This is a genomic window from Desulfovibrio sp. DV, assembly GCF_001936595.1.
Lineage (GTDB): Bacteria > Desulfobacterota > Desulfovibrionia > Desulfovibrionales > Desulfovibrionaceae > Solidesulfovibrio.
Genome location: NZ_MLBG01000068.1, coordinates 1 through 25215, shown reverse-complemented (window position 1 = coordinate 25215; position 25215 = coordinate 1). Strand labels below are relative to the sequence as shown.

The window sequence follows — 25215 nt, the reverse complement described above, 5'->3', positions numbered from 1 at the left end:
AAAGGGGTGACGGGGGGCGGATAACGGCGATACGGCGCACGCCTGTGCGTCACAACGATAAAAGTTTTTGAAAAGGGGCGTGGGGAAAAACTTTTTCCAAAAAGTTTTTCCCCACCTTCTTGAAAAAAGGATCACACCACATGAGCGAGACCCTGGCCCTCGATATCCTGGGCGATTGGCGGCGCAGCCACGATTGCGGCGCGCTCACGGCTTCCGATGTCGGCAGCGAAGTCTGCCTGATGGGCTGGGCCCAGTTCCGCCGCGACCACGGCGGGCTTATTTTCATCGACCTGCGCGACCGGGGAGGCCTGACCCAGGTGGTCTTTTGCCCCGAAGGGAGCGAAGCCGCCCTGGAGCGCGCCCACGTGCTGCGCACCGAGTTCGTGCTGGCCGTCAAGGGCCGGGTCCGCGCCCGCCCCGAAGGCATGGCCAACGCCAACATGCCGACCGGGGCCGTCGAGGTCGAGGTGGTGGAGTTTAAGCTCTTAAATACCGCCGCCACCCCGCCCTTTCCCATCGAGGACCGCATCGACGCCTCCGAAATGCTGCGGCTCAAGTACCGCTATCTCGATTTGCGCCGGCCCAAGCTCGCCGCCAACTTCATCCTGCGCCACCGGGCCGTGCAAAGCATCCGCCGCTACCTCGACGAACTGGGCTTCCTCGAAGTCGAGACCCCGGTCCTGACCAAGTCCACCCCTGAGGGCGCGCGCGATTTCCTGGTCCCCAGCCGGGTCAACAACGGGTCGTTTTACGCCCTGCCCCAGTCGCCCCAGCTTTTTAAGCAGCTCCTGATGATGTCCGGCTTTGACCGCTACTATCAGGTGGTCAAGTGCTTCCGCGACGAGGACCTGCGCGCCGACCGCCAGCCGGAATTCACCCAGGTCGATATTGAGATGAGCTTTGTCGACGAAGAGCAGGTCATGGGCATGGCCGAGACCATGGTCAAGACCATGTTCCGCGAGGCCGCCGGCATTGCCCTGCCCGAAGTCTTCCCGCGCATGCCCTTTGCCGAGGCCATCCGCGACTACGGCCTGGACAAGCCCGACGTCCGCTTTGACTTGAAGCTCGTGGACGTCACCTCCATCGTGCGCGGCTCCGGCTTCCAGGTCTTTGCCAAGGCCGAACTGGTCAAGGGCATCCGCGTGCCCGGCGGCGGCGTGCTGTCGCGCAAGGAGATCGATGACCTGACCGAATTCGTCAAGATCTACGGGGCCAAGGGTCTGGCCTGGATCAAGATCAAGGAAGACGAATGGCAGTCGCCTTTTGCCAAGTTCTTAAGCGACGAGGAGCGCCAGGGCCTGAAAGAGGCTTTCGGCCTTGAAGTCGGCGACATCGTCTTTTTCCAGGCCGGCGGGGCCGACATGGTCAACAACGCCCTGGGCTATCTGCGCCTCCAGCTCGGCGAGCGCTTCAACCTGATCCCCGAGAATAGCTTCGCCCCGGTCTGGATCACCGATTTCCCGCTCCTGGAGTACGATCCCGAGGCCAAACGCTGGGTGGCCCGCCACCATCCCTTCACCTCGCCCCAGCCCGGCCAGATGGGCACCATCGAGTCCGCCCCGGGGGAAGCCCTGGCCCGGGCCTACGATCTGGTCTTAAACGGCAGCGAGATCGGCGGCGGCTCCATCCGCATCCACGACCGCGAAAGCCAGCGGGCCATGTTCGCGGTGCTCGGCATCGGCGCCGAGGAAGCCGAGGACAAGTTCGGCTTCCTGCTTCGCGCCCTGGAATACGGCGCACCGCCCCATGGCGGCATTGCCTTTGGCCTGGACCGCCTTATCATGATCCTGGCCGGGGCCAAATCCATTCGCGACGTCATCGCTTTCCCCAAGACCCAGAAGGCCTTGTGCCCGCTCACCGAAGCCCCGGGCGAAGTCTCCACCAACCAGTTGCGTGAGCTTGGCATCAAACTGCGGACGCGCGAGAAGGACAAGGAATAAGCCTGCCGCTATGCCTCTTGAAATACTGAAATATCCCCACCCCGTCCTGGCCCGCAAGGCCGCGCCGGTCCCCGCCGTCACCCCGGAAATCCGGGAGTTGGCGGCGGGCATGGCAGAGGCCATGTACGCCAACCAGGGTGTCGGTCTGGCCGCGCCCCAGGTCGGCGCGTCCATCCGGATGGTCGTGATCGACCTGTCCGGGCCGGACAAGCGCGAGGCGCTCATGACCCTGGTCAACCCCGTCATCACGGCCGCCTCGGGCGAGCAGGAGGACGAGGAAGGCTGCCTGTCCGTGCGCAACTACCGCACCGTGGTGCGCCGGGCCGCCAACGTCACGGTTACGGCCCTGGACCTGGACGGCCAGCCCATGACCATCGAGGCCGACGAACTGCTGGCCGTATGCCTGCAGCATGAGATAGACCACCTTGACGGCGTGCTGTTTATTGACCGTATAAGCCGCCTCAAGCGCGCCATGTATGACAAACGGGTGAAACGATGGACAACAGAGACGACGGACCAGACAAACTCGTAGCCGTTTTCATGGGCACGCCCGAGTTCGCCGCAACCGTGCTCGAGCATGTGCTGGGAAGCGAGGACGTCACTGTGGCCGCCGTCTACACCCAGCCCGACAGGCCGTGCGGCCGGGGCAAGAAGTGCCTGCTTGGGCCGGTGAAAAAGCTGGCCCTGGAAAAGGGGCTGCCTGTCCATCAGCCCGAGAATTTTAAAGATCCGGCCGAGGTGGCCACCCTGGCCGCCTATAAGCCCGATGTCCTGCTCGTGGCCGCCTACGGCATGATTTTACCCCAGGCCGTCCTGGATGTGCCGCGCAAAATGCCGCTCAACGTCCATGCCTCCCTGCTCCCCTCCTGGCGCGGCGCGGCCCCCATCGAGCGTTCCATTGCCGCCGGCGAGGTGCTTACCGGCGTGACCATCATGCGCATGGCCCTGGCCCTGGATGCCGGCCCCATGGTCATGCAGCGCACGCTCGGCATAGGCCTCAATGACACGGCCGGGGTGCTGCGGGCCGAGTTGGCCGATCTGGGCGGACGGCTCCTCACCCACTGCCTCAAGCGCCTTCGCATGGGTTCCGTGCCCCTTGTCGAGCAGGACCCGGCCCGGGTCACCTACGCCAAAAAAATCGACAAATCCGAGGCCCTGATCGACTGGACAAAGCCGGCGGCCGAGGTCCACAATCTGATCCGGGCCATGACCCCGAGCCCCGGGGCGTTTTTTTTCTGGAAGCCGGCGGCCGACAAGCCGGCCATGCGCATCATTGCCCAGCCCGGCAAGGTGGGTTGTCCCCTGCCGCCCGGGGCCAAACCCGGTGATATTCTGGGGCTTATGGACTGCCACATCGGCATTGCCTGTGCCGATGCGGTCTATCTCGTCCCGGCCGTCATTCCGGCCGGCAAGCGGCCCATGAACGGGCAGGCCTTTTCCTGCGGCTATCTTGGCAAGTGCGACGAAGACGCCATGGCCGTGTGCGGACCGCCGGACGGGCTGTCCTAACGCGGTTGCAGGAGCATTGTGGAACGCAGCGAACCTTCGCGAAAGCGCCTCTTTATCGGCCTGCTGTGCGGTACCGGACTGGCCGTCTGCGCGCTTTTGATTTTCGTGTGGGCCGTGCCCTCCATCGGGCTGGCCAACATTCATCCCCTGGCTCCCCTGGTGCTCGGGCTGGTCTCGGCTGCGGCCATTGTCCTGGTCCTGTGGGCCACCCTCGGGCTGGCCGCCAGCGTGGCCCTTGGCCGGCCGTTTCTCGGATCCGACCATTTGCGCGGCGTCATGGCCCGGGTGTTTTTGCCGCTCATGACCATTTTCGCCCGGCTCTTTCACATTTCCAAAAGCCGGGTGCGCGCCTCCTTTATCAAGGTCAACAATGAGATGGTGGCGGCCCGGGCCGGGCGCTACGAGGCCGGGCAGGTGCTGGTGCTGTTGCCCCACTGCCTGCAATCGAGCCGCTGCAAGCACCGCCTCACCTACGACATCAACAACTGCAAGCGCTGCGGCGAGTGCCCGGTGGACGGCCTGATCGCCCTGTCCCAGGCTTATGGCGTCCATATCGCCATTGCCACCGGCGGCACCATTGCCCGGCGTATCGTGGTCCAGAAACGGCCCAGGCTCATCGTGGCCGTGGCCTGCGAACGCGATCTGACCAGCGGCATTCAGGACACGTACCCCATTCCGGTTTTCGGCGTCTTAAACGACCGGCCAAACGGCCCCTGCCTGGACACCCAGGTGGCACTGCCCCATCTGGAGGCTGCTCTGCGCTTTTTTCTCACTGGCGGCGAGGCCCGCGAACCTGTGTTCGGTCCCTTTGCCGGGCTGGCCCGCTTCACCCCGGCCGGCGGTGCACGATGAACACCCCGACTCCTCCCCCGACCCCGGCTGCGCCGCCTCCGGCCCGCCGCATCGCCCTGGCCGTGCTTGGCCGGGTGCTGCCCGGCCCCAAATCCGGCCTGGGCCAGGATGTGCAGGCCGCCCTGGATACCGGGCTGGCCGATTCCACCCTGGACCCCAGGGACCGGGGACTGGCCACGGAACTGGTCTACGGCTATCTGCGGCTGTGCGGCCGCATCGATTTCATCCTTTCGGGCTTTCTGAAAAATCCCGAGGCCGTGCCCCTGCCCGTGCGCCGCATCCTGGGCCTTGCCACCTACGAAATTCTCTACTGCGCCAAGGTGCCGGTCTATGCCTCGGTGGACTGGGCCGTCTCGGCCGTGCGCCGGGCTTCCGGCAAGGGCCTGTCCGGCATGGCCAACGCCGTGCTTCGCCGGGTGGCGTCCGATCCCCAGGCCTTTGACGATCCGGGCTTTTACCGCCGGGACCGGCCGACGGAGGCCGTCTATCTCAGCCGGGGCTTTTCCTGCCCGGAATGGATCGTGGAACTGTGGCTTCGGGCCTACGGTCCCGAGGCCACCCGGGCCTATCTGGCCGCCCAGGCCGAACCGGCCCCGCTCGGGCTTCGCATCAACCGGGCCAGACCCGGGGCACGGGCGCTTTTTGACGCCCTCTCCAGGCTGCCCGGCGTGTTGTGGGCCGATTATCCCACCCTGGCCGTGCCCACGGGCACGGATTTCGCCGCTGTCGGCGTGAGCCTGCCCGAGGCCCTGGCCGCCGGCGATCTGTCGCGCCAATCGGCCGCTGCCCAGCGCATCCTCTACCAGTTGGGGTTGAGTGACTGGCCGGAACCGATTTTTGACGCCTGCGCCGGACGCGGCGGCAAGGCCCTGCTTTTGACCGAAGCCGGCAAGCGGGTCTATGCCGCCGACATGCACGCCGTGCGTCTGGCCGGCCTGCCCCGGGAAGTGGCCCGCCTGGGGTTGGCTCCGGTTGCCGCCTTTCGCGCCTCGGCCACGAAAATGCCGCTGGCCGCGCCGCCCGGCACCATCCTGCTCGACGCCCCCTGCTCCGGCCTTGGCGTGCTTTCGCGCCGGCCCGACTCCAAATGGCGCAGGAATCCCGAGGACATTGCCGGTCTGACCCGGCTGCAAGGCGCCATGCTGGAGTCGGCCTACGCCGCCCTGGCTCCGGGCGGACGCATTGTCTATGTCACCTGTACGGTCAACCCGTCGGAAAACGAAAAGGCCGTGGACCGCCTGGGCAGCCGCCACCGCGATCTGGTCCTCGAAGCCGAAATTGCCGCCGAACCGGAAACCGTGCTCGGCGAGACCTTTTACGGCGTGGTGCTGCGCAAACCAGTCTGACCGCGCCTTCCCCCCCCTGCTCCCGGGCCTTGGCAACACGAGGCCCGGATCATTTAAAATTGGTTGCATTCGCGGCTGTGGGCTGACTACAGTCTTTTATGACCCGGCGGCAGCCTGGCTTGGTCTGTCCTTGCGTACAAGCAGGGGCAATTGCTCCGACGCTGCCTGCCCGCAAGGTTTCCGTACAGGGTAAGGGAGGGCGAATGAAACGACTCATTTCTTTTGGTGTGTCGCTGGCCGTTGTCCTGGCATTGTTGACGGCCAGTGTATCCGCCGGCCCCATTGTGCCGGTTGGTGCCGCCATTGGTGCAGACAAACAGGGAAACAGCATTTACCGGGTCCGCGCCAATGGGATTGAAATTGCCTACAAATTGATCGGCCAGGGTGAGCCCCTGGTCATGCTCATGGGTCTTGGCGGTACCATGGAGCGTTGGCCGGAAACCGTCGTCGCTCTCTTGTCCAAGCAGTATCAGCTGATTCTGCTTGATAATCGGGGCATGGGCCTGACCACCGTCAATGACGAGACGTTCAGCTACAAACTGTTCGCCGATGATGTTGTCGGGTTGCTGGATGCGCTTGGAGTCGCCAAGGCGCATGTTCTCGGCTTTTCACTCGGCAGTACCATGACCCAGGAATTGCTGTATGCATATCCGCAGCGGGTCAATAAAGCGATCATTTACGCCACTTCCGTCGATGGAAGCAATGTCGCGAAGGTCCTGGGGGGCTTCAAAATTGCCGACCCCGTCATCCTGCGCTACGTGGAGGCGACGTCCCATTGGAAAACGCCGATGGAGAAACTGCCTGGCCTCACCAATCCGGTCCTGTTTGTCGTGGGAACGGCCGACACTGTTGTCGGCCCGGAAAGCTCCAAGCTCCTGGCCACAACGCTGCCCGGAGCGTGGCTGGTGCAATTTAAAAACGCGACGCACGAACTGATGTTTGAAGCGCCAACTGCGTTTGCCCAAACGGTTCTGGCCTTTTTGGCAATCGATGCGACGGTACAGGCGCACGCGGCAACAACGAACGATAGCCCCACCGGGGGCCAGGAGCAGCCATGACCGACACCGCCCCCACGGAATCCGATACTGGTTCAACGCTCTTTGCACCCCTGGCCCTGCGCGGCGTCACCCTGCGAAACCGCATCGGCGTCTCCCCCATGTGCCAATATTGCTGTACGGACGGCCTGGCCGACGACTGGCATCTGGTCCACCTGGGCAGCCGGGCCGTTGGCGGAGCCGGACTGGTCATGGCCGAGGCCACGGCCGTCACCCCCGAAGGCCGCATCTCCCCGGCCGACCTGGGCCTGTGGAGCGAGGCCCATGCCGCCGCCCTGGCCCCGGTTGCCGCCTTTATCCGCCGCATGGGGGCCGTGCCCGGCATCCAACTGGCCCATGCCGGGCGCAAGGCCAGCTGCCTGCCGCCCTGGGCCGGCGGGGCCAGGATCGTGGACCGGGCCGCCGGGGCCTGGGATGTCCTGGCCCCGAGCGCAGTCCCGTTTTCCGAAGGCGAACCCCTGCCCATCGCCCTGGATGCAGCCGGCATCGACGCGGTCAAAGAGGCCTTTGTCGCCGCCGCCCGCCGGGCCGTGGCCGCCGGCTTTGCCGTCATCGAACTCCACGCCGCCCATGGCTACCTGCTGCACCAGTTCCTTTCGCCCCTGAGCAACCGGCGTGTGGATGCCTACGGCGGCAGCCTGGACAACCGGATGCGCCTGCCCCTGGAACTGATTGCCGCTGTGCGGGCCGTGATCCCGGACGACATGCCGCTTTTGGTCCGCATCTCGGCCACCGACTGGGTGGACGGCGGCTGGGATCTGGACCAGTCCGTGCTTTTCGCCAGGGAAATGGCCAAGCTCGGTGTGGATCTGGTCGATATCAGTTCCGGCGCCCTGGTGCCCTACGCCCATATTCCGGCCGCTCCCGGTTTCCAGGTGCCCTTTGCCGCAGCCATCCGGAAGCAGGCCGGGGTGCGCACCAGCGCCGTGGGGCTCATCACCGAACCGGCTCAGGCCGAGGCCATCGTGGTCACAGGCCAGGCCGATCTGGTGCTTCTGGCCCGGGAAATGCTCCGCTCGCCCTACTGGCCCCTCCACGCCGCAACCGTCCTTGGCCGCGAACCGGACTGGCCGCAACAGTACGGCTACGCCGTCAAGCGCCGCTAGGGGGAAGAGTGAAAGTAAGGGTTAGAAAAGATAGGAGAAGATGCCTCCGGCGGCCGGGGGATGATCCCCCGGACCCCTGCACAGGGAAAAGTTAAAAGCGGGTTGCGCGTGAGGGGAATCCCGGTGGGGCGGTCGGGAGGATGATCTGAAGAGGGGGAAGGCGGAGAGCGCTGTGCGGGCTGTCGGGGGAAAAGCTGACGCCGTGGCAGCAAAGGCGAAACGGGCGGTCCGGGGAGTTGTTCCGGACCGCCCGTTTGGGTTATCGGCGAAGGGCCTTGGGGCCGCCGGACGTGCCGCCGGCCTCGCGTTCCATGGTTTCGATGAGTTTGCGCAAGGATCCGGCCTCGGCGTCGAGGTCGGCCACGGCCCGGGCCGCCTCGTTCATGGAGCGGCTCGTTTCGGCCGAGATGACGTTTATTTCCTCGATGGACCGGCTGATCTCTTCGGTCGCCGACGACTGCTCTTCCGTGGCCGTGGCAATGGCCCGCACCTGATCCGAAGCGGAATCGACCAGCCCCACGATCTCGCCCAGGGATTCGCCGGATTCCCGCGACTTGGTGGTGGCCTCGGCAATGCCGGCCACAGCCCGCTCCACATTGCCGATATTGACCTTGGTGCCCTGCTGGATGCCGTGGATGGCATCGCTGACCTCGCGGGTGGCGGTCATGGTCTTCTCGGCCAGTTTGCGCACCTCATCGGCCACCACGGCAAAGCCGCGCCCGGCCTCGCCGGCCCGGGCCGCCTCGATGGCGGCATTCAAGGCCAGCAGATTGGTCTGGTCGGCGATGTCGCTGATGACCCCGATGATGGCCCCGATGCCGTTGGCCTGCTCCCCAAGGGTGCCCATGCCGGTTTTAAGCGTCAGTGCCTGCTCGCGCACCGCGTCGATGCGGGTCACGGCTTCGGAAACGATGGAAGCCCCGCGTTCGGCCTGCCCCTTGGCCGCGTCGGAGGTGGCGGCAGCCTGTGAGGCGTTTTGGGCAACTTCCAGGACGGTGGCATTCATTTCTTCCATGGCCGTGGCGGTTTCAGCCACCCGGCGCGACTGGATTTCCGAGCCGTTTTGCGACTGCTCGATCTGGGCGCGAAGCGAAATGGCCGCCTCGTTGATCCCGGTCACCACCGAACCGAGCTGGGCAACGGCGTGCAGGATGCCTTCGCGCCGGGCCGTCTCGCCCTGGCGTTTGGCCTCTTCGGCCGCCTCCATGGCCACCCTGGCCCGCTCGGATTCCTGTTTGGCGCTGGCCGTGGCTGCCTCGGATTCGGTAATTTTTTCAATCAGGGTGGCCACCATCCGGCGCAGGGAATCGGCCAGATCCCCCACCTCGTCGCGGCTGGCCACGGTGAGCTTCTCCGAGAGCCGGCCCGAGGCCACGGCCCCGGAAAAATCGGCCAGGGCCAGGATGGGGCGGGTAAAGGCCTTGGAGACCAGATAGCCAAGCAGGCCGAGGACCAGGACCACGCCCAGGGCGCTGAGGGCAGCGTTGCGGTTGACTGCATCCAGGGCCGCGGTCAGCCTGTTCATGTCCTTGCCGATAAAGGCGATGCCCATGGGCTTGCCGGCGGCGTCGAGAAGCGGCCAGTAGGCGGCGATGAAGGGCTTGTCAAAGAGTGTCAGGTGTTTGATGACCAGCTTGCCCTGGCCAAGGACCGTCGAGACGACTTCCTGATCGGTAATGCTGGTGCCGACGACCCGGGACTGGCCGCTCTGGATGGTGGAAGACACCCGCGTCGAGCCGGAAAAAAGTGTGGCCTCGGCGCCGAGCATGGTCTTGAGGCTGTCGACCAGCGTGTGTTTGGCGGCCAGATCCGCACCGACCACCACCCCCCCCACCACCTTGCCGTCTTTTCGCACCGGCGCGCTGGCCAGAAACGGCAGGCGGTCGCCGGAGACGGCGGCAAAACCCTCGGAATCCCGGCCGGCGGCCGTGTCGGCAGCCCGGGCCTTGACGGCCGCGGCCAGATCGGAAGCCTCGCCGGCTGTGGCCAAGACCGTGCCGGCGGCATCGGTAAAGATGACGAAGCCGGCCTGCCCGACGCCGACAAGGTCCTGGCCGAGCCGCTCCAGCAGGGCCTTGTCAGGCCCGGCCACACCGTTGATGACGTTGGGGCGCACTGCCTGCCCCTTGGCCAGGAGGCCGTATTGAGCGCGCTGTGCGTCGATGCGGGCTGCGCCGACATTGTAAAAAGCTTTTATATTTTCATCGTATTCTTTTGAAAAACCATTCTCAAAGGCAAATTTTCCGGCGTAGAGGATGGTTAGACATGAAACGACAACAGATAGAATAATCATCATAACTATTTTGACTGTAATTCCAACGCGCATAGTAAGTCTCCATGGGAGTCGCTACAGGACTGCAGCCGAATAAACGCCCCGTTGTTTTTGCAATACACTGGAGATATCTGGCAACGAGGGGAGGAATGACCACAAGAAATAGCATCGGAAAACTTATGGGTCAATGCTTCCCCGCAAGCTCGCTTTGGTCTGAAAAGCCGGTTTTGCGGCAACAAGTTCTGGGAATGGAGGCGGTGACAGGGGGTTAGCAGGGCAGCGGTGGATTGGGCGCAGGCACTCACGGCCATCATGACGCGATCGCCGCACCCCTTTTAGCCATTTTTTTGGGGGTCCGGGGGCCTCAGGCCCCCTGCCGCCGGAGCAACGGAGGTTTCCGTCAAGCTCAAAAAGCAACTGTCGTGTCTCGACAGGGTAACGCATCCGGTCCAATCACACTTCCCCAGGTGGGATTCCAAAGGGCTCAGCCCTTTGGCCGCCGGAGGCACTCTTCCCGCATATTCCCTGTAAAACAAGACTTCTAGTGGGTGAGTTTGAGCGTCACCACGCCGGCCACGATCAGTCCGACGCCGAGGATGCGGGGCAGGCTGGCCGGGTCGCCGTAGAGGGTGAGGCCGACGACGAAGGCGCCGGCCGCGCCGATGCCGGTCCAGACGGCATAGGCCGTGCCCATGGGGATGTCGCGCTGGGCCAGATAGAGCAGCACGCCGCTGGCCGCCATGCAGACCACGGCCAGAACGCTGCCGATGAGGCCGCGGCCGGGGGTCTGGGCCAGTTTGAGACCGACCGGCCAGCCAATTTCAAACAGTCCGGCCACGACGAGAAATATCCAAGCCATACTCATGGTTGCCTCCAGCGGCCAGGGGATCATCCCCCCGGACCCTGCAAAGGGAGAAGGTTGTAAACGGATGATTGGGGTTCGTTGGAGATCCGGTCAACCGCAGGCTCTGGCAACCGGCGTTCGCTTTGGCGGGAGCGCTGTTGCTCTGGCGGCCGGGGAGCCCGACAAATGGAGTTTGCCGGTGGCGGCGTCACGGTTGTCCCGGGAAGCGGCCACTACATCGCTCCGCTTGGATTGTCTAGGCCAGAGACGGCAGGACATAGCGCATGTCCTGGCTGCTGCCGGCAAAGTGCAGGAAATAGGCATCATCGTGGACGGTTTTGATGCAGGCGGCCTTGAGCCGGGCCAGGATGTCGGGCCTCTCCCGGCAGGCGGTCAGGAAGGCCGGGTCCATGAGGAAGGGGTAGTGGTTGCAAAGGGCCGTGGCCCACAGGGCGTTAAAGCGCGGATCGAGCCAGCGTACCGGGCCGGAGCGCAGCAGATGGTAGGATAGCGGACGCATCTCAAAGAGCATGTCCCGGCTGTCGGGCCGCCCGTCCTCGGCGTAGGCGGCAGCCATGGCCGGCCCGTGGGCCTCGGGGGTCAGGACCATGGCCCCGGTCTGGACCACGGCGCTTGGGCCGTCGCTGTAGCCGTAGTGGCGGTAAAAGGCTTCGGGCGTGCTGTCGTCCGGAGCGGTCAGGCCGTTTCGGGCCAGATGGCGTCGGGTTTTTTCCAGGGCGGCAGCGTAGGCCTCCCGGCTTGGGCTGGAAAACTGCTCCACTGCGCCAAGGGTCCCGGGCGGCACGCCGTCAAAGGCGTCCGGGGCGTTTGGGTGGATGATGATGTCGGCGTCGAGCCACAACACCTGATCGCAGGCGCGCAGTTTGGGATGGTCGAAAAGCAGGCATTTCTGCCAGGCCGGGCTGCGGCTTGCCCCCCGGGGGGAGGCGTCGATCAGGCGGTCGAGCACCACCAGGGACAGGCCATGGGCCTTGGCATAGGCCCGAAACGTCGGGGCGGCGTGTTCGGCGAAGTCTTGGCGGTAGCGGTCGCCGACAACCAGGGTGGCCAGGGCGCGTTTCATGGTGGCCTTCATGCTAGCCGAGGGCAGGCCCTGCCGGCAAGGGGCGCGCCCGCCTCTCCGGAGCCGAGTCCGCAGCTACGGAGCGGATGCAAGGGGATATGGGGGTAGGCCCGCCTGTCCCGGAGCAGTGCCCTGGCCTGAGCCGACGGGCAGGCCGTGGCCTCAGGCCGGGTCTTCGGTTTCGCAGCGGGCGACCAGCTGCTCGAAGGTGCCGGTTTCGGGGAGATAGCTGAGGAGTTCGCCCCGTTGCAGGTCGAAGTACCAGCCGTGCAGATGGACCTCGCCGCGCATGACCCGGTCAAAGACCCAGGGGAAGGTCAGCAGGTTTTCCAGGGAAACAAGGACGGCGGCCTGTTCGCAGGCATGCTGGCGCAGGGCTGCGTCCTTGCCGACGAGCTTGGCGTTGACCTCGCGCAGGGCCGGCTCGGCGATTTTGACCCAGGGGGCGATGAATTCGCCGAGTTGTTCGGTTTTGGGGTGCATCAGCGCCTGGATGCCGCCGCAGCAGGAATGGCCAAGGACGATGATATGCTCGACAGCCAGCATCTTGACGGCATATTCCACCGCGGCGCTGACGCCGTGGTTGCCGGGCGAAATCTCGTAGGGCGGCACGAGGTTGGCGACGTTTCGCACCACGAACATGTCGCCGGGTTCGCAGCCGGTCAGGATGGCCGGGTCCACCCGGGAATCCGAGCAGGCGATGACCAGCACTTTGGGGGTCTGCACCTTTTTGAGATCGGTAAAAAAAGTGCTGCCGTCGCAAAAGTAGGTGCGCTGGAAATTTTTGAAACCGGCCAGGAAACGCGGAATATCTTTCATGGGCGGCAGGCTCCGTAGGCAGGGCGTGGACAGCCGGCGGCCCGGAGGGCAGGGCGCCGGCTGTTTCGGATAACGGTCGCTGGCAGCCCATTGCCCGGTTTTGCCGGTCGCCGTCAAGCCGGCAGCGGGCTGTCGGGTCGCCGTGCTGCCGCCCCGGCCGGGGCGGTGGGCTGTGGGATGCTCTCCGGCTCTGCCTGCCCGGTCCCCCGGCCCGGCCCGGCCGGCAGCCGCACCGCCTGCCGCAGTATGGCCTCCAAGCCGTCAAATACGACGCGGCCTGCCGGATTGTATCCCTTTTTATTTTCTATCCCAAGGCTCTACCAGCAAAGAAAAAGGCTGTTCGTAAACGCCATAGATGAAATAATGGCCTGGAAAAATTATTTTACCCGGTCCGCCCTTTACATTCCGGAGAATGGGTGTATCTGTCTCGTGTCGAGTCGTTCAAACGAGCATTGATTTTTTGGATCTTGGGCTTTTCTGATGTGCAGCTCCAATTGATACGAAAATAAGTGCCAAAAACAGGAGCTAGAGCCCCATGTCCAAGAAACTCTATGTCGGTAACCTTTCGTTTAATTCCACCGAAGACGATATCCGTACCCAGTTCTCCACCTACGGTGAAGTCATCAGCGTCAACCTGATCACCGATCGCGAAACCGGCCGCCTGCGCGGCTTCGGCTTCGTCGAGATGGACGAAGAGGGCGCTCGTGCCGCTATCGCCGGCATGGACGGCCAGGAGTTCGGCGGTCGTAACCTGAAGGTCAACGAAGCCGAAGACAAGCCCCGCTCCGGTGGCGGCGGCGGTGGTCGCGGCGACCGTCGCTGGTAGGCTGAAAGCTTTCCAGGCGTCATACGCCAGTGAAAGGGCCGGGACTTGTTCCCGGCCCTTTTTGCGTTTTTTTGGGGGGGGGAGCCGGGGCTGGCTGGGGGGGACAGGGCGGCAACGGGGGGCGGGACAGGCCGGAGCCTTGCCGGGCCGGGCTGCCCGGTTTCCCTGCCGCCGGCAGGGAGGTCCGGGGCCGCCAGCCAGACGCGGGACCAGGGGCCCGCCTCACCGTCCGTGTGCGGCTGCGGCCCGGAAGCGGGCCGGCCCGGGGGAGCGCCCTACTCCCCGGCGGCCCGTTTGAGTTTTCGGAAAATGGTGGTGCGGTCCAGGCCCAGACGCTTGGCCGCCTCGCCCACCGAACCGAAATGGCTGATGGCCCCTTCGAGATAATCCCGTTCAAAGGTCGAGATCACGTCTTTGTAGGGCCGCTCCCAGTCAGGCGAAAGGTCGGCCGGGCCGGCTGCCGCCTGGATGGAGAGGGCCGGCTCCAGGGCGGCGGCTTCGGCGGCGCTCAGTGCACATTCCGTCACCCGCATGGCTGTGGGCAGATCGTCGGATTCGATGTGCCCGCAGTCGCAGGTGATGACCATGCCCTCGATGAGGTTTTCCAGCTCGCGCACGTTGCCCGGCCAGTTGTAGTGGGCCAGGATGCGTTCGGCTTCAAGGGACAGGGTGGTGCGCTTGCGGTAGCGTGAACCGAAACGCTGCAAAAACATCCGGGCCAGGGGCAGGATGTCGTCGGGTCGGTCGCGCAGGGGGGGGATCTCCAGGACAGCCACCCGCAGCCGGAAAAAAAGGTCGCTGCGAAAGGTGCCCACCCGGGCCTCGGCTTCAAGATTGCGGTTGGTGGCGGCAATGACCCGGACGTTGGTCTTTCTGCACTTGCTCGACCCGACCGGGGTCAGTTCCCGGTCCTGGAGCACGCGCAGGAGCTTGGATTGCAGCACAAGCGGCATGTCGCCGATTTCATCGAGAAAGATGGTGCCGCCGTCGGCCATCTCGAAAAAGCCCACCCGGCCCTTGGGATGGGCTCCGGTGAAGGCTCCGGGAGCGTAGCCGAAGAGTTCGGCCTCGATCAGGTTTTCCGGGATCGAGGCGCAGTCCACCTTGACGAAGGGCTTTTTCCCGCCGGGGGCTGGCCTCGTGGATCATGCGGGCGAAAAGCTCCTTGCCAACGCCGGTCTCGCCCAGGACCAGGGCCACGGCGTCGGTGGCGGCGATGCGTCGCAACAGGTCCATGAGGCGCTTCATGGCCGAATTCTCGGCAATGAAACTGGTGATGCCGCCGCCCTCGCGGATAAAGAAATCCATCTGGTGCTGATAGGTCTCGATCAGCTCCTGCTGGCGCGAGATGCGTTCGCGCATCCGGGCCATGAGCGTGATGTCGCGGGCGTAGAGCACGACCAGGCTGACCTTGCCGTCGGGGTCGCGGATGGGCTTGCCGTCGATGGTCATGGACCGGTTGTCCCGGGTGACCTGGATGGAGGAGGCCGGGCGGCCGGTGGCCACGATTTCCGGGGTGATGGGGGCGATGTTGAAAAGGCCTTCTTTTTTGAGCTCTTCGACGTTCTTGCCGATGAGTTCGGCCTTGCTCATGCCGGTGAGCTGCTCGTAGGCGGCATTGGCCTTGAGGGCGTAGCCGTCGCGGTCGGCGATGAACACGCCGTCCTCGATGCTGTCGAGGATGGCGTCGAGGTGTCCGGCCACCGGATCGAGGGGTGGTTGTACCTTTTTTCTCAAGATTGGCCCCTTATGCGCATGGATTTGTCACAATTTTCCCAAGCGACCGGTATTTCTCTGCTGCAATAGCGCAACTGGTGGCAAAAGCGCAACATGTTGCATTTTTGCCAAGCCCCTGTTTTCGCTAATTTTACTCCAGAACAGTCTAAAAAAGGTGATGCCAATTTGCAACATCCCGGGGTCGGATGGACGATTCGTCTGACGTTTGTTTGTCTTTGTGTTTAAAACCAGTGGCTTACGTATTTGGCACGTGCATTGCTTATAGAAAGGCAAGAGCGCGCAACACACCGTACATCCACTGCACAGTTTTTATAAAGGAGACCGCCATGGACGCCACCCAGACCACCACCAAGACCCGCCCCGTTGTCAAGACCCTGGAACACTTCACCGTTGAAGGCACCAGCGAATGCTCCGCCTGCGGCCGCGCCGTCAAGATGCAGCTGCTTATTGAGAACGACATCATCGTCGACGCCGGCGGTACGGTCGAAAGCTGCGGCTACAGCCGCGAATGCATGGCCGCGCTTATTGCCACCATCAAGGGCATGAACACCATGGACGCCCAGGCTGTGTCCAGCGAAGATTTTCAGCCGCTCATGACCCGCGTCATTGAGAAGCTCGGCTGCGACAATTGGTGTGTGGCGGCGTTGCGCATCGCCCTGCGCAACTATCGCCTCCGGGAAGCGGCCTAGGCACCCCGCTCCCCAGCATCCGGACACAACCCGTCCCACGCGGGCGTCCGGGACAGGCCGGGAACCGACCGCCGCTATCGGTTCCCGGCCTTTTTTGCGCCCGCCCGCTTTGACAGCGCTCCCCTGATTCCGTAGAGCATGGCAAGAAGTCTCACCCGACCACCACCGCACCGGGGGACCACCATGCGCCAGCCAAGCGTCGAGGATTTCCACGACATAGCCACCCTTGGCGAAGACATTCGCCACCACATTCTCTCCATTCTCGGCAACGACCTCTACCCGCCCGATCCGTTCCGCTATTACAGTGGGCTGGCCTATGCCATCCGCGACCGGCTGATCAAGATGTGGCTGGCCACCCAGACGTCGTATTACGACTCCATGTCCAAACGGGTCTATTACCTGTCCATGGAATTTCTGCCCGGCCGCTTTCTCATGAATTACATCACCAACATGGGCATGGAGGACGGCTGCCGCGAGGTGGCGACCAACCTCGGCTATTCCCTGGACGACCTGGCCGAGGAGGAACGCGACGCCGGCCTTGGCAACGGCGGCCTGGGGCGGCTGGCCTCGTGCTACATGGACTCCATCGCCACCCTGCGCATTCCGGGCTATGGCTACGGGATCCTCTATGATTACGGCCTGTTCCATCAACGCATCGTGGACGGCTGGCAGGAGGAGCAGGCCGACAACTGGCGTCGCCACGGCAGCGCCTGGGTCATCGACCGGGTGGAACACCTCTACGAGGTGCGCTTTTTCGGCCGCAGCGAGGCCTATACCGACCCCAAGGGGGCGCTTCGCTACCGCTGGGTGGATGCCGACACAGTCATGGCCATGCCCTGTGACATCCTGATTCCGGCCCATGGCGGCCGCCATGTCACCAACATGCGCCTGTGGGCGGCCACCTCCTCCACCGGCTTTTCCCTGCGCGATTTCAACCAGGGCGATTTCCTGGGGGCCATGCAGTCCAAGATCCTGTCGGAAAACATTTCCAAGGTGCTCTACCCCAACGACGAGCCCATCCAGGGCAAGGAGCTGCGCCTTCGCCAGCAGTATTTCCTGGTGGCCGCCACGCTGCGCGACATCATCCGCCGCCACAAGAAATCCGCGGCCACCTATGAGGATTTTCCCGATCAGGTGGCCATCCAGCTCAACGACACCCACCCCACCATTGCCGTGGCCGAGCTCATGCGCATCCTGGTGGACGAGGAGTTCATGGGGTGGGACGAGGCCTGGGACATCTGCCGCCGCACCTTTGCCTATACCAACCACACCGTGCTGCCCGAGGCCCTGGAAACCTGGTCGGCCGACCTGCTTGGCCGGGTGCTGCCGCGCCATCTTGAGATCATTGCCGAGATCGACCGCCGCTTTCTTATGGACGTGGCCGCGGCCTATCCGGGCGACAACGGCAAGCTGGCCCGCATGGCCATCATCGACCGCACCAGCCAGCGGGTGCGCATGGCCCATCTGGCCATTGTCGGCAGCCACAAGGTCAACGGCGTGGCCAAGCTCCACTCCGACATCCTGCGGGTGAAGGTCTTCCCGGACTTCGACGCCTTTTATCCCGGCAAATTCACCAACGTCACCAACGGCATAACACCCCGGCGCTGGCTCAATCAGGCCAATCCCACCTTGTCGAAGCTGATCACCCAACACATCGGCCCGGACTGGGTGACCGACCTCGACCAGCTGGCCCGGCTCGTGCCCCTGGCTGATGACGCCGATTTCCGCGCCGCCTGGCGCTTGGCCAAGCGCGAGAACAAGAAGCGCCTGGCCCGCTATGTCCTGCGCAAATCCGGCATCGGCATCAACCCGGACACGCTCTTTGACGTCCAGGTCAAGCGGATGCACGAATACAAGCGCCAGTTTCTAAACGTCCTGCACATCGTCACCCTCTACAACCGCCTTCGCCGCAACCCGGGCCTGCCCGTGCCGCCGCGAACGGTGCTGATCGCCGGCAAGGCCGCGCCCGGCTATTTCATGGCCAAGCGCATCATCCGGCTCATTACCGCCGTGGCCGAGACCGTCAACGCCGACGATGCCATCCGAAGCCGCCTGCGTGTGGTCTTTTTGCCCAACTACTGCGTGTCCCAGGCCGAGAAGGTCATTCCGGCCGCCGACCTGTCCCAGCAGATCTCCACCGCCGGCATGGAGGCCTCGGGCACGGGCAACATGAAGTTTGCCTTAAACGGCGCGCTGACCATCGGCACCCTTGACGGGGCCAATGTCGAGATCATGGAGGCGGTGGGCCGGGAGAACATCTTCATCTTCGGCCTGACCGCCCCGGAAGTGGAAGCCACCCGGGCGGCCGGCTATGACCCCAACCGGCGCGTTGCCGCCGACGCCGAGCTGGCCGAAGCCCTGGACATGATCGGCCGGGGGTATTTCACGCCCAAGGAACCGGACCTGTTCCGCCCGATTCTCGACAACCTGCTCCAAAACGGCGACTACTATCTGGTCACGGCCGACTACCGGTCCTGCATCGAAGCCCAGGATGCGGTCAACGCCCTCTACCTCGACCCCGACGCCTGGACCGCGGCCTCGATCCGAAACACCGCGGCCATGGGCTATTTCTCCAGCGACCGGGCGGTCCTGGAATACGCTGCAAACATCTGGAATATTGCGCCGCTGGGGGAATAACCCCGGTCGGGTCCGGCCGGGGTGGGCCATACGCCGGACGGGCGGGCAACCGGGAAAAACGGTTGTCCGCCCGTCCGGCCTTGTCCAGGCAGGGCAGGCGGCTACTGGTTAAAAAGCAGCAGGCTGGTCGGGGCAACACCCGCCATGCCCACCGTCTGCCGCACGGCCTGCCGCCAGTTGGCTGCGATGGTGCGGGTATTGTTGAGTGTGCGCCGATTATCCGCTGCATTGCCCGCGCTGTAGAGCACTCCGGTGGGGAAGCCGTTGTAGTTCACGTCGGGGTTGGACCAGTAGTTGACCCGCGTGCACCCGGCGCTGCAGTCGTAGGCCATGATGGTGCGAAAAGCCGGCGAGGCGGCGGTCTGCTGGTAGCCGTAGGCGTAGCTGTATAGAATCGAGCCGCTGGCGCTGCCCCGGTCGTGGTGCGCCCCCTGGTTGTGGCCGCACTCGTGGGCAAAGGAATAATAGCCGGTGGCGCAGGAGTAATCCACGACATTGAAGGCGTTGGCCGCAAAATCCCAATTCGTCGAGGTCATGAGATAGCCCAGGCCGCAGTACCACCCGTTGTTGATAAGAAGCGACACGATGTCCGCCCCGTACTGGTCGCGCAGGGCGTGGATTTCATCCATGACGCCGTCGGACGGGTTCTGGAGGCTGTCCAGGGCGGTATTGAAACCGGAACTCCCGGTATCTTCCACGTAGGCCACTTCCTGGGCATGGACCAGCCGGAAGCGTTGGATGACGCCACTTTGGGCATAGCCCTGGTTGGTTTCGCTAAAGGCCAGGGCAATGAGCGCCTGCATGGCCGGCCCGCCGCCGGCCGCTGCCCTGGCCGAGGGCGTGTAGAGCACCATGACGTCGATGGTCGAGCCGTCGTCGGCCTGGGCAGCGGCGCCCCGCGACGCGTCTGACGCGGCCGGCTCGGACGCCGGGGGCAGCTTTTCCTCTTCGTCGGGATAGCTGCCCTGGTCGATCTCCCGGATGACCGAGGTGCCGTCGCCAAGGGGCGCAATCTCGTAAAGGAGCGACCCGGACGTGCGCACGATGCCGTAGAGTGTGCCGGCTGTATTGGCAAAGCGCGTCTGCCCGCCGACGGCCGGGTCGTTGTCGCCGATCAGCACCGTCGTGCCGGCCGGGCCCACGGTCTCGGTCTCCCGGGGCGTCATGACAATGGTCACGTCGTCAAACAGGTTGAGCGTCAGCCTGGCAGTCGGCACGGCAGCCTTGCGTCCGTCGGCCGCGGCCGGGAACAGGGCGGCGGCGTCAACAAGCACCGTGCGGCTTCGCAGCGGCGAAATGGTTTTCCCGGGCGTCCCCCCGGCCTTGGACGGGGCCGCCGCGAGCGAGGTCGTCGCTGTGAAAAGGCCTGGGGCCGCTGCCCGGGCCGGGCCCGGCAGACAGAGAAGAAGGGCTGCAAGAAGCAGGAGAAAAGCACGAAGGTAGTCCATAGCGCCCTCCATGGCGTTTCTGGATTCGGTAGAATAAAACTCTAGGGTATTTGTCGGGTATTTGGCAACGCCCATTTCCCACCCGGCAGGTCGGCCAGGGCGTCAGGCGGCTGGTGCAGGGCTACAACCGGCGCAGCCAGGCCGTCACGGCCAGAATGGCCAGAAGCGGATAGAGCGGCCACATGACGCCGGTCAGCAGGCACACGGGCACGGCGACGGCCAAAACGCCGGCGTACAGGCAGGCCTCGACGTAGGGCCCAAGGCCGCGCAAGGGGCTGGTCCAGCCCTGGAAATCCAGGAGCCGGGAGTTTTGCCGCTGCGCTTCGGACGGACGGGCGCTCTCCCGGGCCTCTGCCTGGGAAGCCGGCGCACCCGGTCGGGACGCGTCCGGTTTGCCTGCCGGCCGGGCCGGCTGCTCCGGGGAAGCGGTCCCGAAGGCCGTGGCCTCGCCGCTCTCGCTGCCGCCGTCGTCGCCCCCTCCCCGTCCGGACTGGAGCTTATGGCCGCACACGGCGCAGACCCGCCGATCATCGGAATTGTCGCTGCCGCATTTATTGCAACGCATGGCATCTTTCGTCTGGTCGATTTGTTGACAACATCATCTGCAAGCATAGATGGAAAAGGTGCGACCCGCCACCAAAACCGAGGAATGCGCATGGAGACGATCCTGACCGGCTACTCCGTCAACCCGGTATGCTGCAACGGCTGCGGGGCCTGCGCCGCCATGGCCCCGGAACTGTTCATCATGGACGAGGCCACGGAAAAGCCCGTGCTCCTGCTCTCCGAAGCCCCTGTGGAGGACGTGGAGCGGGCCATGGCCTTTTGCCCCCACGACTGCATCGAAAGCGAATAAAACACCTCTCCCCGGCCGCCCTAATGCCCCGCCGCGGCCGTCCGATAGGACTTTGGCGGCGGTTTCCTGTACGCCGCCGGGGAGGCCGTCATGGCACAACGCAAACGCTTGGCCGTCATTGCAGCCCTGGACCGGCTCGGGCTGCTCAAATACCTGCTGGCCGCCGGCATCACCGTCTTGGCCTTTGTGCTCACAGCCGGGGCCTTTTGCTACGAACAACTGCAAAAACGCCCGCCAAGGCTGTCCGAGGCCGCCAGGGTCGCCCTGGCCCGGGACACGCCGGCCGGGCCGACGCCGGGCTATGTCCACCGGGCTCCGGTCAGCCGTCTGGCCCGCTTTGCCGCCGACGTCGAGGCCGAGGCCGGCTTTTCCTTCTATGACCTGAGCGACCGGGAAACACCCCAGTCCCTGGCCGACAAACTGGCCAACAAGCGCTTTCGCGTCACCCGCGGCCAGGGCCAGTCCTGCAACTTCGCTTATCCCCTGACCACCCCGGCCGGCGACAAGGAAGCCGTGGCCGCCTACATCCGCGACCTCGGCCGGGATTGCTGCGCCGCCGTCCAGGTCCTGCCCGGCCAACTGGCCACCTATGCCTTTGTCAGAAACCCCGAGAAGCCCGGCGGCAAGGGCGGCGGCAAGAACAACGCCCCCATCTCCGGCGCTGCCGTCTTTTCCGAAGTCGGCGGCGGGCTTTTGACCCTCAACCTGCGCTTCTCCGACAACGCCGAAGGCTACGGCGTAAGCCTGGCCAAACACTTGAGCGAACGCTTCGGCCCGGCCTCGCCCATGGGCGAGGCCGGCTCGGCCTGGGCCAGGGACAAGGGGCTCATCACCGTGACCCGGACCGGGCACACCTTGCAGGTGGCCGTCTACTACGCCGCCAATATCGAACGCCACGCCGCCCACACCGCCCGCCTGGCCGACCGGCCCGTGCGCCAGCCGCCTCCGGCAGCCGGCATGGCCGTGGCCGAGGCTTGGTAGTGAGGGAGTAAGGGAGTGAGAGAAGAAGGAAGAGAGCCTCCGGCGGCCAAAGGGCAGTGCCCTTTGGAATCCCACCTGGGGGAGTGGGGGAAGAAGTCGGGACGGGTCAGGAAAGCAGGCGCAGCCAGCCCAGGGATTCGCCGCCGCTGGTCAGCGCGACGTCGGCCGGCCCCGGCAGGGGCGGTTCGGCCGGAAAGGCCTCGGCAAAAGGCATCCCGGCCAGATGCTCGTCGGGATGGGCCAAAAGAATGCGGCCATGGGGATCGGCCACGGCCAGGGGCCTGTCGCAGGCGGCCAGGACGGCGGATAAAATGGCTTTATACAGCGTCACGGCCGCGTCCGTGGCGCAGAGCTGCTGCCGGTTGCGGCGGGTGATGGCCATTTCCAGATTGGCCTTGAGATCCAGGAGTTTGACGGGCTTTTGAATGTAGCCGGCCGCCCCCGTGCCGGCCACCCGGTCCATGATGTCGCGGTCCACCGTGGCCGTTAAAAAAATCACCGGCACGCCCAGGCCGTCGATGATGTCCTTGGCCGCAGTCACGCCGTCCATGGGGCCGGCCAGATTGATGTCCATAAGCACCACGTCGGGACCAAGGCTGCGGGCCGCGTCCACGGCTTCCTCGCCCGTCTCGATGACGCCGAGCACGGCATAGCCCAGACGTCCGAGAATCTTCTCCGCCACCCGGGCCGAAAGGGTGTCGTCCTCGACAATGAGCACCGAACGGGGCTTGCGGGCCGTATCCTCCATGTGCGCCCTCCTAGCCGTTGTCGGCCAGCAGGATTTTTTTGTGGGCGTCCTGGATCTTGTAGTACAGATCATCCATTTCCGCCGGCTTCATGAGATAATCAAAAGCCCCCTGCTCCATGCCGCGGATGGCAACATCCACGTTGGCATGGCCGGTGAGCATGATGACCTCGGTCCGGGGATGGGCCTGTTTGATGCGCGAAAGCGTCTCCATGCCGTCCATGCCGGGCATTTTGACGTCCAGCAGCACGACATCCACGGGATTGGCTGCCAACGATTCCAGGGCCTGTTCGCCGCTGTGGGCCATGCCGACCTCCAGCCCCCGGCGCATCAGGCGCTTGCGCAGCGTTTCCACATAGCTTTCTTCATCATCCACCAGCAGTACCCGCACGGCCTCGCTCACGAATATCCCTCCGATTGGACGTGGAAAAGTGCCCATTCCATAGCTGCGCGCCATGGGAAAAGCAACAGCCGGCATTTTGACAAAATCCAAAGCAGCACCGATACTTGCCCATACAGGGAGAAAAAAATGCGCGAGCTTGACCGCACCGCTCTTATGGGACTGGCCCGGCTGGCCGGCCACGCCGTTCTGGAACTCTACCACGGGAGCATTGCCGTGGAAATGAAGGATGACCAGACGCCGCTGACGACCGCCGACACCCGGTCAAACGAGATCATTATGGCCGGACTGGCCCAACTGTTTCCCGATATCCCTGTGGTGTGCGAGGAAACAGCCAACGCTCCCTATGAAATTCGCCAGGGCTACAAGCGCTGCTTTGTGGTCGATCCCCTGGACGGGACCAAGGAATTTATCGGCAAAAACGGTGAATTCTGCGTCAATATCGCCCTGGTCGAACACGGCCGGCCGGTCTTCGGCGTCATCCACGCCCCGGTGGCCGACACCCTCTACGCCGGCGGCCCGGACATCCCGGCCACACGGCGCGTGGCCGACGGCCCGGCCGAAGCCATCCGGGTGCGCCGCCCGGCTCCGGGCGAACCACTCATCGCCGTGGCCAGCCGCTCCCATCCCTCGCCGGGACTGGCCGACTACCTGCAGCGCTACCCCGGCGTGCGCTGCATCAGCCGGGGCAGCGCGCTCAAATTCTGCGCCCTGGCCGAAGGAGCCTGCCACCTCTACCCGCGCCTGGGACCGACCTCGGAATGGGACACCGCCGCCGGCCACGCCATCGTGCTCGGGGCCGGAGGAGCCATGACCGCCCTGGACGGGTCGCCCTTCCTCTACAACAAACCCCAACTCCTCAACGGTCCATTTATCGCCCAAAGCCTGGAAGTTGGCGATAAACGTCTGTTTTTATAAGAGAAGATAAAGAGTGCCTCCGGCGGCCGGGGGGGTGATCCCCGGCCCCCCTGCAATAGAAGAAGTTATTGAAGAGGGGATGAGGTGCGTCAGGCGGCGGGTTCTTCGTGGCTCAGGCAGTGGATGGTGCCCAGGCCCCAGACCAGATCCACGGCCGAGATGCCCACCACCTCGCGATCGGGAAAGGTTTCGGCCAAGATGCCCAGGGCCAGCCGGTCGCGGGCGTCGTTAAAGGTCGGGACCAGCACCACCCGGTCGGCAATGAGGAAATTGGCGTAGCTGGCCGGCAGCCGCTGGCTCTTAAAGACCAGCGCCCGGGGCATGGGCAGGTCGATGACCGTAAGCGTGCCGCCGTCGGCCAATCGCACGCCCTGCAACCGCTCCCGGTTCTCGGCCAGTAGTGCGTAATTGGCGTCGGCCGGATCGTCCTCCCGGCACAGGACCACCGTCTGCGGCCCGACAAACCGGCACAGATCGTCCACATGGCCGTGGGTGTCGTCGCCAGCAATGCCCCGGCCAAGCCAGATGACGTTTCGCGCCCCGAGATACTCCCGGAACACGGCCTCATAGTCGGCCCGGCCAAAACCGGGATTTCGCACCTGCACCAGGGGATCGAGCAGGCATTCCTCGGTGGTCAGCACGTCGCCCCGGCCGTTGCCGTCCATGCCGCCGCCCTCCAGGACCACCCGCCGGCCGCCATGCAGGGCCGGCACGACCTCCAAGCCCAACTCCCGGCACACCGCCGGTCCGACCGCATCGTCCAGCACATGGTCCGGATACTTGGCCCAACCCGTGAAGCCGAAATCCACAGCCGCGATCTTCCCAGCCCGGCGCACGAAAAACGGCATGAAATCACGGGTCCAGCCCCGGTCCATGGGAGCCGTGAACCACTCGACCAACCCCGTATCCGCCCCCACCGCCGCCAGCACCCGCCGGGCCGCCGCCTGCTGCTTCGCGTCACGCACCAACAGCCGCACCCGCTCGCCAGCCCCGGTCAGCTTGCGCACCATCTCGCCATACACCCAGGCAATCGGGGCAAACCGGCCCGGCCAGTCCGACGCATTGCCCGGCCACGCCAACCACACCGCCGTATGTCTCTCGAATTCCGCAGGCCACTGCATGGTCATATGAACTCCTGAGGGAGAGGAAGACCT

At 64.7% G+C, this 25215-nt stretch carries 22 protein-coding genes and 1 pseudogene; 13 read left to right on the top strand and 10 right to left on the bottom strand.

Annotated elements, in window-relative coordinates:
- The first annotated feature begins 140 nt into the window (after window positions 1–140).
- The 7 genes from aspS (at window position 141) to DVDV_RS14435 (ending at window position 7808) form a co-directional block, all read left to right on the top strand.
- Window positions 141–1940, top strand: a complete 1800-nt coding sequence (gene aspS, locus DVDV_RS14465; protein WP_075355348.1) for an aspartate--tRNA ligase — start codon at window positions 141–143, stop codon at window positions 1938–1940.
- A 10-nt stretch (window positions 1941–1950) separates the two neighbouring features.
- Complete coding sequence (def, locus tag DVDV_RS14460; RefSeq protein ID WP_075355347.1) at window positions 1951–2472, top strand: peptide deformylase; 522 nt, start codon at window positions 1951–1953, stop codon at window positions 2470–2472.
- An 8-nt stretch (window positions 2473–2480) separates the two neighbouring features.
- The gene (gene fmt / locus DVDV_RS14455; RefSeq protein ID WP_075355346.1) at window positions 2481–3449 is read left to right on the top strand and encodes a methionyl-tRNA formyltransferase; all 969 of its coding nucleotides are present in this window, start codon (window positions 2481–2483) and stop codon (window positions 3447–3449) included.
- Between the two features lie 18 nt (window positions 3450–3467).
- Window positions 3468–4301: a DUF116 domain-containing protein gene (locus tag DVDV_RS14450; RefSeq protein WP_075355345.1), complete on the top strand. Its 834-nt coding sequence runs from the start codon at window positions 3468–3470 to the stop codon at window positions 4299–4301.
- Window positions 4298–5647 (top strand): transcription antitermination factor NusB, encoded by a 1350-nt coding sequence (locus DVDV_RS14445; protein ID WP_075355344.1) that lies wholly within the window; start codon window positions 4298–4300, stop codon window positions 5645–5647. Before DVDV_RS14450 ends, DVDV_RS14445 begins: the two co-directional genes overlap by 4 nt.
- Before the next feature lie 203 nt (window positions 5648–5850).
- Window positions 5851–6705: an alpha/beta fold hydrolase gene (locus DVDV_RS14440; RefSeq protein WP_075355343.1), complete on the top strand. Its 855-nt coding sequence runs from the start codon at window positions 5851–5853 to the stop codon at window positions 6703–6705.
- Window positions 6702–7808, top strand: coding sequence for an NADH:flavin oxidoreductase/NADH oxidase (locus DVDV_RS14435; RefSeq protein ID WP_075355342.1), 1107 nt, complete (start codon window positions 6702–6704; stop codon window positions 7806–7808). Before DVDV_RS14440 ends, DVDV_RS14435 begins: the two co-directional genes overlap by 4 nt.
- Before the next feature lie 259 nt (window positions 7809–8067).
- On the opposite strand, the gene DVDV_RS14430 is transcribed toward DVDV_RS14435, so the two are convergent.
- From DVDV_RS14430 to DVDV_RS14415, 4 genes are all read right to left on the bottom strand, one after another.
- Entirely contained in the window at window positions 8068–10134 is a 2067-nt protein-coding gene (locus DVDV_RS14430) for a methyl-accepting chemotaxis protein (protein WP_075355341.1), read from the bottom strand.
- Window positions 10135–10621: 487 nt separating this feature from the next.
- Window positions 10622–10939 carry a multidrug efflux SMR transporter gene (locus DVDV_RS14425; protein WP_075355350.1) on the bottom strand — a complete coding sequence of 106 codons (318 nt, stop codon included), beginning with the start codon at window positions 10937–10939 and terminating at the stop codon, window positions 10622–10624.
- A gap of 241 nt (window positions 10940–11180) precedes the next feature.
- Window positions 11181–12008, bottom strand: coding sequence for a hypothetical protein (locus tag DVDV_RS14420; RefSeq protein ID WP_075355349.1), 828 nt, complete (start codon window positions 12006–12008; stop codon window positions 11181–11183).
- Window positions 12009–12170: 162 nt separating this feature from the next.
- Complete coding sequence (locus DVDV_RS14415; protein ID WP_075355340.1) at window positions 12171–12827, bottom strand: carbonic anhydrase; 657 nt, start codon at window positions 12825–12827, stop codon at window positions 12171–12173.
- Window positions 12828–13362: 535 nt separating this feature from the next.
- Between DVDV_RS14415 and DVDV_RS14410 the strand changes: the two genes are divergently transcribed.
- On the top strand, window positions 13363–13653 hold the full coding sequence (locus DVDV_RS14410) for an RNA-binding protein (RefSeq protein WP_043633901.1): 291 nt from the start codon (window positions 13363–13365) through the stop codon (window positions 13651–13653).
- Between the two features lie 275 nt (window positions 13654–13928).
- Here DVDV_RS14410 and DVDV_RS14405 read toward each other — a convergent pair.
- Window positions 13929–15390, bottom strand: a pseudogene (locus DVDV_RS14405) (sigma-54 interaction domain-containing protein).
- A gap of 326 nt (window positions 15391–15716) precedes the next feature.
- Between DVDV_RS14405 and DVDV_RS14400 the strand changes: the two are divergent.
- Both DVDV_RS14400 and DVDV_RS14395 read left to right on the top strand, forming a co-directional pair.
- Window positions 15717–16079, top strand: a complete 363-nt coding sequence (locus tag DVDV_RS14400) for an iron-sulfur cluster assembly scaffold protein (protein WP_075355339.1) — start codon at window positions 15717–15719, stop codon at window positions 16077–16079.
- Window positions 16080–16262: 183 nt separating this feature from the next.
- A complete protein-coding gene (locus tag DVDV_RS14395) occupies window positions 16263–18716 on the top strand; it encodes a glycogen/starch/alpha-glucan phosphorylase (protein ID WP_075355338.1) in 2454 nt (817 codons plus the stop codon).
- A gap of 101 nt (window positions 18717–18817) precedes the next feature.
- On the opposite strand, the gene DVDV_RS14390 is transcribed toward DVDV_RS14395, so the two are convergent.
- Together DVDV_RS14390 and DVDV_RS14385 are read right to left on the bottom strand one after the other, a co-directional pair.
- Entirely contained in the window at window positions 18818–20164 is a 1347-nt protein-coding gene (locus DVDV_RS14390) for a M12 family metallo-peptidase (RefSeq protein ID WP_075355337.1), read from the bottom strand.
- Window positions 20165–20285: 121 nt separating this feature from the next.
- Complete coding sequence (locus DVDV_RS14385; protein ID WP_075355336.1) at window positions 20286–20729, bottom strand: zinc-ribbon domain-containing protein; 444 nt, start codon at window positions 20727–20729, stop codon at window positions 20286–20288.
- Between the two features lie 90 nt (window positions 20730–20819).
- On the opposite strand from DVDV_RS14385, the gene DVDV_RS14380 reads away from it, so the two are divergent.
- Window positions 20820–21017: a ferredoxin gene (locus DVDV_RS14380; protein WP_075355335.1), complete on the top strand. Its 198-nt coding sequence runs from the start codon at window positions 20820–20822 to the stop codon at window positions 21015–21017.
- A 90-nt stretch (window positions 21018–21107) separates the two neighbouring features.
- Window positions 21108–21998: a hypothetical protein gene (locus tag DVDV_RS14375; RefSeq protein ID WP_075355334.1), complete on the top strand. Its 891-nt coding sequence runs from the start codon at window positions 21108–21110 to the stop codon at window positions 21996–21998.
- Between the two features lie 106 nt (window positions 21999–22104).
- Here DVDV_RS14375 and DVDV_RS14370 read toward each other — a convergent pair whose 3' ends face one another.
- Both DVDV_RS14370 and DVDV_RS14365 read right to left on the bottom strand, forming a co-directional pair.
- The gene (locus DVDV_RS14370; protein ID WP_075355333.1) at window positions 22105–22746 is read right to left on the bottom strand and encodes a response regulator; all 642 of its coding nucleotides are present in this window, start codon (window positions 22744–22746) and stop codon (window positions 22105–22107) included.
- A 10-nt stretch (window positions 22747–22756) separates the two neighbouring features.
- A complete protein-coding gene (locus DVDV_RS14365) occupies window positions 22757–23146 on the bottom strand; it encodes a response regulator (RefSeq protein ID WP_075355332.1) in 390 nt (129 codons plus the stop codon).
- Window positions 23147–23272: 126 nt separating this feature from the next.
- Here DVDV_RS14365 and cysQ point away from each other — a divergent pair, with 126 nt between their 5' ends.
- Window positions 23273–24061 (top strand): 3'(2'),5'-bisphosphate nucleotidase CysQ, encoded by a 789-nt coding sequence (gene cysQ, locus DVDV_RS14360; protein WP_075355331.1) that lies wholly within the window; start codon window positions 23273–23275, stop codon window positions 24059–24061.
- Between the two features lie 89 nt (window positions 24062–24150).
- On the opposite strand, the gene DVDV_RS14355 is transcribed toward cysQ, so the two are convergent.
- The gene (locus DVDV_RS14355) at window positions 24151–25188 is read right to left on the bottom strand and encodes an agmatine/peptidylarginine deiminase (protein ID WP_075355330.1); all 1038 of its coding nucleotides are present in this window, start codon (window positions 25186–25188) and stop codon (window positions 24151–24153) included.
- Between the last annotated feature and the right edge of the window lie 27 nt (window positions 25189–25215).

What these genes read in the sequence shown, in the direction of transcription:
- DVDV_RS14430 (WP_075355341.1), bottom strand. Translation starts at nt 10,134, where the DNA reads ATGCGCGTTGGAATTACAGTCAAAATAGTTATGATGATTATTCTATCT.
- DVDV_RS14385 (WP_075355336.1), bottom strand. Translation starts at nt 20,729, where the DNA reads ATGCGTTGCAATAAATGCGGCAGCGACAATTCCGATGATCGGCGGGTC.
- DVDV_RS14440 (WP_075355343.1), top strand. Translation starts at nt 5,851, where the DNA reads ATGAAACGACTCATTTCTTTTGGTGTGTCGCTGGCCGTTGTCCTGGCA.
- def (WP_075355347.1), top strand. Translation starts at nt 1,951, where the DNA reads ATGCCTCTTGAAATACTGAAATATCCCCACCCCGTCCTGGCCCGCAAG.
- DVDV_RS14390 (WP_075355337.1), bottom strand. Translation starts at nt 20,164, where the DNA reads ATGGACTACCTTCGTGCTTTTCTCCTGCTTCTTGCAGCCCTTCTTCTC.
- cysQ (WP_075355331.1), top strand. Translation starts at nt 23,273, where the DNA reads ATGCGCGAGCTTGACCGCACCGCTCTTATGGGACTGGCCCGGCTGGCC.
- DVDV_RS14435 (WP_075355342.1), top strand. Translation starts at nt 6,702, where the DNA reads ATGACCGACACCGCCCCCACGGAATCCGATACTGGTTCAACGCTCTTT.
- DVDV_RS14420 (WP_075355349.1), bottom strand. Translation starts at nt 12,008, where the DNA reads ATGAAACGCGCCCTGGCCACCCTGGTTGTCGGCGACCGCTACCGCCAA.
- DVDV_RS14410 (WP_043633901.1), top strand. Translation starts at nt 13,363, where the DNA reads ATGTCCAAGAAACTCTATGTCGGTAACCTTTCGTTTAATTCCACCGAA.
- DVDV_RS14445 (WP_075355344.1), top strand. Translation starts at nt 4,298, where the DNA reads ATGAACACCCCGACTCCTCCCCCGACCCCGGCTGCGCCGCCTCCGGCC.
- DVDV_RS14375 (WP_075355334.1), top strand. Translation starts at nt 21,108, where the DNA reads ATGGCACAACGCAAACGCTTGGCCGTCATTGCAGCCCTGGACCGGCTC.
- DVDV_RS14380 (WP_075355335.1), top strand. Translation starts at nt 20,820, where the DNA reads ATGGAGACGATCCTGACCGGCTACTCCGTCAACCCGGTATGCTGCAAC.
- DVDV_RS14415 (WP_075355340.1), bottom strand. Translation starts at nt 12,827, where the DNA reads ATGAAAGATATTCCGCGTTTCCTGGCCGGTTTCAAAAATTTCCAGCGC.
- DVDV_RS14395 (WP_075355338.1), top strand. Translation starts at nt 16,263, where the DNA reads ATGCGCCAGCCAAGCGTCGAGGATTTCCACGACATAGCCACCCTTGGC.
- DVDV_RS14425 (WP_075355350.1), bottom strand. Translation starts at nt 10,939, where the DNA reads ATGGCTTGGATATTTCTCGTCGTGGCCGGACTGTTTGAAATTGGCTGG.
- aspS (WP_075355348.1), top strand. Translation starts at nt 141, where the DNA reads ATGAGCGAGACCCTGGCCCTCGATATCCTGGGCGATTGGCGGCGCAGC.
- DVDV_RS14400 (WP_075355339.1), top strand. Translation starts at nt 15,717, where the DNA reads ATGGACGCCACCCAGACCACCACCAAGACCCGCCCCGTTGTCAAGACC.
- fmt (WP_075355346.1), top strand. Translation starts at nt 2,481, where the DNA reads ATGGGCACGCCCGAGTTCGCCGCAACCGTGCTCGAGCATGTGCTGGGA.
- DVDV_RS14355 (WP_075355330.1), bottom strand. Translation starts at nt 25,188, where the DNA reads ATGACCATGCAGTGGCCTGCGGAATTCGAGAGACATACGGCGGTGTGG.
- DVDV_RS14370 (WP_075355333.1), bottom strand. Translation starts at nt 22,746, where the DNA reads ATGGAGGATACGGCCCGCAAGCCCCGTTCGGTGCTCATTGTCGAGGAC.